Annotated in this window: 4 protein-coding genes; 3 read left to right on the top strand and 1 reads right to left on the bottom strand. The window is 73.8% G+C overall.

What is annotated here, in order from left to right; translation table 11 throughout:
- Window positions 1–15 precede the first annotated feature (15 nt).
- Window positions 16–1,587, top strand: coding sequence for a bifunctional 3-(3-hydroxy-phenyl)propionate/3-hydroxycinnamic acid hydroxylase (gene mhpA, locus ACZ6Q9_RS32620; protein ID WP_396831118.1), 1,572 nt, complete (start codon window positions 16–18; stop codon window positions 1,585–1,587).
- 30 nt (window positions 1,588–1,617) lie between these two features.
- Window positions 1,618–2,505 carry a class I SAM-dependent methyltransferase gene (locus tag ACZ6Q9_RS32615; protein ID WP_396831116.1) on the top strand — a complete coding sequence of 296 codons (888 nt, stop codon included), beginning with the start codon at window positions 1,618–1,620 and terminating at the stop codon, window positions 2,503–2,505.
- A 71-nt stretch (window positions 2,506–2,576) separates the two neighbouring features.
- Here ACZ6Q9_RS32615 and ACZ6Q9_RS32610 read toward each other — a convergent pair whose 3' ends face one another.
- Window positions 2,577–3,338, bottom strand: a complete 762-nt coding sequence (locus ACZ6Q9_RS32610; protein WP_396831114.1) for a thioesterase II family protein — start codon at window positions 3,336–3,338, stop codon at window positions 2,577–2,579.
- A 287-nt stretch (window positions 3,339–3,625) separates the two neighbouring features.
- Here ACZ6Q9_RS32610 and ACZ6Q9_RS32605 point away from each other — a divergent pair, with 287 nt between their 5' ends.
- Window positions 3,626–9,199, top strand: coding sequence for a type I polyketide synthase (locus ACZ6Q9_RS32605; protein ID WP_396831112.1), 5,574 nt, complete (start codon window positions 3,626–3,628; stop codon window positions 9,197–9,199).
- Window positions 9,200–9,229: the final 30 nt, after the last annotated feature.

The raw sequence follows: 9,229 nt of genomic DNA, 5'->3' as shown, positions 1-9,229 counted from the left end.
GAGGAACCGATACCGATGCTGATGACCGACGTGCTGATCGTGGGCTACGGCCCGGTCGGTGAGATGCTCACGATCCTGCTGGCGCAGCGAGGGCTCACCGTCACGGCGGTCGAGCGGTGGGCCACCCCGTACGACTTCCCCCGCGCCGTGTCGTACGACGGCGAGGCGAGCCGCATCCTGGCCGCCGCCGGGGTCGTCGACCGGCTCGGCCCGGTGGTGGAGTCGTCGGGCGAGTACACCTTCAAGAACGGCTTCGGGCGGACCCTGCTGCACGTCAAGGTGACCGGCGACGGCCCGATGGGCTGGCCCGACTCGGTCTCCTTCTACCAGCCCGGCCTGGAGGCGCTGCTCGCCGAGCGGGGAGCGGAACTGCCGGGCGTCACGGTGCTGCGCCCGTACCAGGTGACCGGCCTGGTCGAGCACGACGACCGGGTCGAGGTCACCATCGCCGGGCCGGACGGCGAGGAGGTCCGCGCGGCCCGTTGGGTGGTCGGGTGCGACGGGGCCAACAGCTTCGTCCGGGAGCACCTGGGCAGCGGCGTCACCGACCTCGGCTTCACGTACGACTGGCTGGTCTGCGACGTGGTGCCGCACGAGGCCCGCGAGTTCAAGCCGAACAACCTCCAGGTCTGCGACCCGGCGCGGCCCCGCACCGCAGTGTCGGCCGGCCCCGGGCACCGCCGGTGGGAGTTCATGCGGGTGCCGGGGGAGAGCCGGGAGGAGTTCGAGAGCGTCGAGAGCGTCTGGCGGCTGCTCGGCCTCTTCGACATCACTCCCGACAACGCGACCCTGGAGCGGTACGGCGTCTACACCACCCAGGCGTGCTCGGCCGACCGCTGGCGCTCCGGCCGGATCCTGATCGCGGGCGACGCGGCGCACGTGATGCCGCCGTTCATGGGGCAGGGAATGAGTTCCGGTTTCCGGGACGCCATCAACCTCACCTGGAAGCTCGACCTGGTGCACCGCGGGCTCGCCGACGAGACCCTGCTGGACACCTACCAGGAGGAGCGCTGCGCCCACGTGCAGCACGCCATCCGGATGTCCATGGACTCGGGCACGGTGATCTGCGAGACCGATCGGACCGCAGCAGCCGGCCGGGACTCCGTCATGCTCGCCGAACTGCGCCGGCGCACGGCCCGCCCGCGCACCCGTTCCCTGCTGGAGCCGCTGGCCGGCGGCGTCCTGCACGGCCGGGGCGACGACGCCGCCGGCGCCGGCGTGCCGATGCCGCAGGGGCGCGTCGAGGTCGACGGCCGGGCCGGGCTCTTCGACGAGGTGGTCGGCACCGGCTTCGCCCTGCTCTGCGCCGAGGACCCCGACGGCCTGCTCGACGCGGACGCCCGGGCCGTCCTGGACTCCTTCGACGTTCGGGTCGTCCGGATGCTCCCCGCCGGTGCCCCCGCCCCGGAACCGGGCACCGGGCCGACCGCGTACGACCTCGACGACGTGTACCTGCCTCTCCTCAAGCGGTACGACGCCGTGGCGGTGCTCGTCCGGCCCGACTTCTACGTCTTCGGCACGGCCGCCGACCCGGCCGGTGTGCCCGCGCTCATCGAGGACCTGCGTCGGCAGGTCCGGCGCGGCTGATCAAGAGACCACCCACGGAAGGAACACCACATGTTCGAGAACCTGAAGATCGCCGGTCGGGCGATCCGCACGGTCTTCACGGCCGACCCCATCACCCGGGTCCGGCGCTTCTACGAGATCCAGTCGCCCGACGTGGAGTTTGCGGCGCGCCGCACCCACTACATGAACGTCGGCTACTGGTCCGACGGGGTCACCGACCTCGACACGGCGGCCGAGGCGCTGGCCGACAAGCTGGCCGACGCCGCCGGGATCAAGCCCGACGACACCATCCTCGACGTCGGCTTCGGCTACGCCGACCAGGACTTCAAGTGGCTGCGCGAGCGCCAGGTAGCCAAGATCTACGGCCTCAACATCACCCCGCACCACGTCGAGGCCGCGCAGCGCCGGGCACAGGAGGAGGGCTTCGCGGACCGGACCGACTTCCGCCTCGGCAGCGCCACCGAACTGCCCTTCGAGGACAACACCTTCGACCGCGTCGTGGCCCTCGAATCCGCCTTCCACTTCTACCCGCGCAGCGCGTTCTTCGCCGAGGCGCTGCGGGTGCTGCGCCCGGGTGGCGTGCTGGCCACGGCCGACATCATCCCGGTCAGCGCCGACGTCGTCCGGGCGGCCATCCAGTCGGGCCCGCTGAGCTTCGTCAAGTTCAGCATCCCGAAGGAGAACTGGCACGACCGGGACACGTACCGGCAGGAGCTCGTCGAGGCCGGCTTCGCCAGCCCGGAGGTGACTTCGATCAAGGACCAGACCTGGGAGGGCTGGCGGGCGTACATGGCCGACCGGACCAACGACCCCGAGTTCCGCGCCGTCGTCAAGCCGGCCGTGCGCAAGAGCATGGCCGCGCACTGGAAGAACCAGGACCTGATGAAGCGGGAGCTGGCGCAGCTCGACTACGTGATCGCGGTGGGCCACAAGCGGTGACACCCCGCACGGACGAGGGGCCCGCCGACCGGTCGTGACAACCGGTGGACGGGCCCCTCGTCCGATGAGGATCAGATGGCCGGCGCCACGGTCAGGGCGGTCGAGATGGCCCGCAGGACCGCCGCCTGGTGCTCGGCCAGGAAGAAGTGCCCGCCCGGGTAGACCTGCAGGTCGAACTGCCCCGTGGTGTGGGTCGACCAGGCGCGGGCCTCCTCGACCGTCGTCTTCGGGTCGTCGTCGCCCGTGAAGACGGTGATCGGGCAGCTCAGCGGCGGACCCGGCCGGTAGGTGTAGGTCTCCGCGGCGCGGTAGTCGCTGCGGATCGCCGGCAGGGCGGCCCGCAGCATCTCCTGGTCGCCGAGCACGGCCGGGTTGGTGCCGCTCAGCTTCCGGACGTCGGCCAGCAGGCCCTCGTCGTCGAGCAGGTGCACGGTCTCGTGCCGCGCCTGCGACGGCGCGCGGCGGCCGGAGGCGAACAGGTGCGCGGCCGAGCCGCCGTCCTGCTCGATCAGCCGGGCCAGCTCGAAACCGACGCTGGCGCCCATGCTGTGCCCGAAGATGGCCACCGGCTCGTCCAGCCAGGGCCGCAGCACGGTGAAGACCTCCCGCGCGAGCTGGTGGATGTCGCCGATGCACGGCTCGTGGCGCCGGTCCTGCCGGCCCGGGTACTGGATCGCCAGCACCTCGACGCCCGGGGAGAGGCTGCGGGAGACGGGGAAGTAGAAGCTGGCGGAGCCGCCGGCGTGGGGCAGGCACACCAGCCGCCTGGCGCGGCCCGGTGCCGGGTGGAAACGTCGCACCCACAGGCCGTTGTCGGTATCTGGCGTGGTCATCCTCGGCGGTCCTTCCCGGCGGCTGGAGTTCCCGACCGGGCCGAACGCAGACCCGGTCGAGGCGACGCTAGTGCGACCGGTCGGCACCCGGACACCCCTAGCTGGCCGGACGCCTGGTTAGGGGTTGTCCGCGCTCGCGCACACCCAATAACTTCTCCCCGCAGATGGGGATCCTCGTGGCTCTCGGCCGAGCGAGCCGAACGACAGATACAGGTGTCGCCTGAGACTTCTGCGCATTCGTACCGTCGCTTACGTCGAGTCTCCGCCGTGCATCGCGATGGGCTGGGTTGATGGACACCGAAGACAAGCTCCGGGAGTACCTGAAGAGAGTCACCGCCGACCTGCGGCGGACCCGGCAAAGGCTCCGCGACGTCGAGGCCGACGCGCAGCAGCCGATCGCGATCGTCGGCGTCGGCTGCCGCTTCCCCGGCGGGGTGCGGACGGCCGATGAGCTGTGGGACCTCGTCGCGGCCGGCGGGGACGCCATCGCCTCCTTCCCCACCGACCGTGGCTGGGACCTGGACACGCTCTACGACCCCGGGCGGTCCCGGCCGGGCACCTCCTCCGTGCGGGAGGGCGGCTTCCTGCCCGACGCCGGCGCGTTCGACCCCCGGCTGTTCGGGGTCTCGCCGCGTGAGGCCCTCGCCATGGACCCGCAGCAGCGGCTGCTGCTGGAGACGTCCTGGGAGGCGGTCGAGTCCGCGGGGATCGACCCCACCAGCCTGAAGGGCGCCCGCGTCGGCGTCTTCGCCGGCATGACCCACAACGGGTACGCCCACCCGCCGGAGACGCCGCCGGCGGGGGTGGAGGACTACCTGGGCCTCGGGAACGCGGGCAGCATCGCCTCCGGTCGGGTGGCGTACTCGTTCGGTTTCGAGGGGCCGGCGGTGACGGTGGACACGGCGTGTTCGTCGTCGTTGGTGGCGTTGCACCTGGCCGTGCAGGCGCTGCGGTCCGGGGAGTGCGACCTGGCGCTGGCCGGCGGCGTGACGGTGATGCCCACCCCGGCGGTGTTCGTCGACTTCACCCGGCAGGGGAACCTCTCCCCGGTGGCCCGCTGCCGGGCGTTCGCCGACGCGGCGGACGGCACGGCGCTCGCCGAGGGCGTGGGCGTGCTGCTGGTGCAGCGGTTGTCGGACGCGCGGCGGGACGGTCGGCGGGTCCTGGCGGTGGTGCGCGGCACGGCGGTGAACCAGGACGGTGCGTCGAACGGTTTGACGGCGCCGAACGGTCCGTCGCAGCAGCGGGTGATCCGGCAGGCCCTCGCGTCGGCGGGGTTGTCGGCCGGTGACGTGGATGTGGTGGAGGCGCACGGCACGGGTACGACGTTGGGTGATCCGATCGAGGCGCAGGCGTTGCTGGCGACGTACGGGCAGGGTCGGGACGAGCCGCTGTTGTTGGGTTCGGTGAAGTCGAACATCGGTCACACGCAGGCCGCCGCCGGAGTCGCCGGCGTGATCAAGATGATCTCCGCGATGCGGGCGGGCCTGGTCCCGGCGACCCTGCACGTCGACGCGCCGTCGTCCCACGTGGACTGGGCGTCGGGTGCGGTCGAGCTGGTGACCGAGTCCCGGGCGTGGCCCAACGTGGAGCGTCCACGGCGCGCGGGCGTGTCCTCGTTCGGCATTTCCGGCACGAACGCGCACGTGATCCTGGAGCAGCCGGAGCCGGAGCCGGAACCCGAGGGCGGTGCGGAGCCGGTGGCGGCGGGACCCGTCGGGTTGCCGGTGCCGTGGGTGGTGTCGGCGCGGTCGGAGCGGGGCCTGTCGGGTCAGGCGGCGCGGTTGGTGTCGTTCGTGCGGGACCGGTCCGACCTCGCGGTGGCCGACGTGTCGTGGTCGTTGGCTACCTCCCGGGCGGCGTTGGAGCACCGCGCGGTGGTGTGGGGCTCGGACCGCGAGGAGTTGGTGGCCGGCCTGGCGGCGGTGGCCGAGGGTCGGTCGTCGGTGGTGTCGGGTGTGGTGTCGGCGGGTCGTCGGGCGGTGTTGTTCACGGGTCAGGGTTCGCAGCGCGCCGGTATGGGTCGCGAGTTGCACGAGGCGTTCCCGGTCTTCGCCTCAGCCCTCGACGAGGTGTGCACCCATCTCGATCCGTTGTTGCCGCGCCCGTTGCGTGAGGTGGTGTTCGTCGAGCCGGGCAGCTCCGAGGCCGGTCTGGTGGATCAGACGGTGTTCGCGCAGGCGGGGTTGTTCGCGGTTGAGGTGGCGTTGTGGGAGTTGTTGTCGTCGTGGGGTGTGCGGGTGGACTTCCTGGCGGGTCACTCGATCGGTGAGGTGACGGCCGCGTACGTGGCGGGGATGCTGTCCCTGTCGGACGCGTGTGCGCTGGTGGCGGCGCGGGGTCGGTTGATGCAGGCGTTGCCGGCCGGTGGGGTCATGGCCGCGATCGGCGCGTCGGAGGACCTCGTCGCGGAGCTGATCGAGGCGTCGGGTGCGGCGGTGGACGTCGCGGCGGTGAACGGTCCCGCGGCGGTGGTCGTCTCGGGCGCCGCCGACGAGGTCGCCTCGGTGGTGGCGACCTCACGTGAGCGGGGTTGGCGGGTCAAGGAGCTGTCGGTCAGTCACGCGTTCCACTCGCGGTTGATGGATCCGATGCTGGACGAGTTCGCGTCGGTGGTGGCGGGGCTGGGCTGGCAGTCGCCGAGGATTCCGATCGTGTCGAACGTGACCGGGGCCGTGGCGGACACGGCGGAGATCACCGACCCGGGCTACTGGGTGCGGCACGTACGGCAGCCGGTGCGGTTCGCCGACGCGGTGCGGACCCTTCACCAGCAGGACGTGACACAGTTCCTGGAGGTGGGCCCCGACGCCGTACTGACCGCGATGGCGCAGGACTGCGTCGAGGCGACCGACGACGTCCGGTTCACCGCCACGCTGCGCGCCGGCCACTCCGAGGCCGGCACGCTGCGCACCGCCCTGGCCGAGCGGTACGTCACCGGCGGCCACGTCGACTGGGCCGGGTACCTCGCCGGCACCGGGGCCCGCCCCCGCGCGGTCGACCTGCCCACGTACGCCTTCGACCACCAGCGCTACTGGCTCAACGCCACCATCACCAGCGACGTGGGGGCGCCCGGCCTCGGCGTCCGCGCCGTCGACCACGCGCTGCTCGACGCCGCCGTCCGCGTGGCCGACGACGACGTACGGGTCTTCGGCACCGAGCTGTCCGCGCGGACCCACCCGTGGCTCGCCGAACACGTCGTCTGGGACTCGGTGGTGGTGCCGGGCGCCGCCTTGGTCGAGATGGTCCTGCACGCGGGCGCGCAGGTCGGCTGCGACGCGCTGGACGAGCTGACCCTGGAGGCGCCGCTGACGCTCGCCGAGCAGGGCGCCCGGGCGGTGCAGGTGAAGCTGGGGAGGGCGGACGACGAGGGACGCCGGCCGGTCACCATCCACTCCCGACCCGCAGCCGACCCGGAGGGGAAGTGGGACCGCCACGCGACGGGCGTCCTCGCACCCACCGCGGCGCAGCCCGACGCGTCCGATCCGTCGCCCTGGCCGCCCACGGCCGCGGTCGGCGTCGCGGTCGACGCCGTCTACACCGAGCTGTCCCGCCTCGGCGTCGAGTACGGCCCGCTCTTCCGCGGCCTGCGCGCGGCGTGGCGTACCGACGACGAGGTGTGCGCCGAGGTGGCGGTGCCCGACGGCACCGAGGTCACCGGCTTTGGCATCCACCCCGCCCTGCTCGACGCGGCGCTGCACGTCGTCGGCCTGCTCGACGAGGACGGGGAGGCGTCCGGCGTACGCCTGCCCTTCGCCTGGACCGGCGTCACCCTCGCGGCGGTCGGCGCGACCGCGCTGCGCGTGCGCGCCCGGCGCAGCGGCGGCGGGGTCACCCTGACCCTGACCGACCCGGCCGGCTCCCCCGTCGCCCGGATCGGCTCGCTGGTCTCCCGCCCGGTGACCGCCGACCAGGTACGCGGCGCCGGTGCCGGCCTCGATTCGCTGTTCGACGTCGCCTGGCAGGCGGTGCCGATCGGCGGCCCGGCGGCCGCCCGCGCGGTGCTCCTCGGCGACGCTCCGTCCGGCCCGGCCGGCCTCACCACGGTCGGGCTCGCCGAGCTGGCCGAGGCGGTCGACTCCGGCCGGCTCGACCCGGACCTGGTGCTGCTTCCGGCGTACGCCGACGACGAGCGCGACCCCGTCCCCGCCACTACCCGGACCCGGCTCGCCGCCGTGCTGACCGCCGTGCAGGGCTGGCTCGCCGACGACCGGCTGGCGGAGCGGCGGCTGGTCGTGCTGACCCGGGGAGCCGTCCCCGCCGGCGACACCGGCCGGGCGACGGACCTGCCCGGCGCCGCGGTCTGGGGCCTGCTGCGCTCGGCCCAGGCGGAGCACCCCGACCGCTTCGTGCTCGTCGACCTCGACGAGGCGGGGCGACCGGAGCCCGGCGGCGTTGCCGGCACGGTCGACCTGGTGGCCCGCGCGGTCGCCACCGGCGAACCCCAGCTCGCGGTCCGGGGCGACCGGGTGCTGGCGCCCCGGCTCACGCCCGCCGTCCTCGACCCGGCGCTGGGCACCGAACCCGACCCCGACGGGACGGTCCTGGTCACCGGCGCCACCGGCGCCCTCGGCGGCCTGCTGGCCCGACACCTGGTCGCCGCGCACAAGGTGCGCCACCTGCTGCTGGTCAGCCGCCGGGGACCGGACGCCCCCGGCGCGGCCGAGCTGCTGGCCGGGCTGGCCGCCCTGGGCGCGCAGGCCCGGCTGGTGGCCGGCGACGTGGCCGACCGGGACACCGTTGCCGCCCTGCTGGCCGACATCCCCGCCGAGCACCCGCTCACCGGGGTGGTCCACGCCGCCGGCGTCCTCGACGACGCGGTGGTGTCGGCGCTGACCCCGGATCGCGTGTCCGCCGTGCTGGCCGCGAAGGCCGACGCCGCCTGGCACCTGCACGAGCTGACCCGGGGGCGGAACCTGCCGATGTTCGTCCTCTTCTCGTCGGTCGCCGGCGTTCTCGGCGGCCCCGGGCAGGGCAACTACGCCGCCGCGAACGCGTTCCTGGACGGCCTCGCCCACCACCGGCGCGCCGCGGGCCTCGCCGCCACCGCCCTGGCCTGGGGCCTCTGGGCCGCGGACAGCGGGATGACCGGCGCCCTCGACGCCGCCCAGCGGCAACGGATGAGCCGTAACGGCCTCAGCCCGCTCGACACCGATCAGGGGCTGCACCTGTTCGACGCCGCCCTGCGCGGCGGCGGCCCCCACCTGGTGCCGGCGCTGCTCGACCTCGCCGCGCTGCGCCGCCAGTCCGATACCGGCCAGTTGCCGGCGCCGCTGCGCGGCCTGGTCCGGGCCAGGCGGCGCGTCGTCGACGGCGGCGGCGACGGCGGGCCGTCCTTCGCGCAACGCCTCGCCGGAACGCCCGAGGCCGAGCGCGGCCGGCTGGTGGAGGAACTGGTCAAGGCGCAGGTCATCGAGGTGCTCGGCTACCCGCCGGCCACCGTCATCCCGTCCGGCCAGACGTTCACCGGCCTCGGCTTCGACTCGCTGACCGCGGTGGAGCTGCGCAACCGGCTGACCGCCGTCACCGGGATCCGGCTGCCGGCGAGCCTGATCTTCGACTGCCCCACGCCCGCCGCGCTCGCCGACTTCCTGCTGGCCGACGCCGCGCCGCCCGCGCCCGCGTCGAGCCTGCTGGCCGAGCTGGACCGGCTGGAGGCCGCGTTCGCCGCGACCGGGCCGGACGAGCTGGAACGACTGGCCGGCGACGACGAGACGCGGACCGCCGTCGCGGTTCGCCTCCGGGCGCTGGTCACCCGGTGGAGCGACGCCACCGACCGGCCCGCCGACGTCAGCCAGGCCATCGACGATGCCTCGGACGACGAGCTGTTCGACTTCATCGACCAGAAGTTCGGCCGATCCTGACCACGAGTCCGCCGCTTGCCCCTTAGCGAC

It is taken from the genome of Micromonospora sp. NPDC049139 (assembly GCF_055586845.1).
This window is presented reverse-complemented; position numbering and strand designations above follow the sequence as displayed.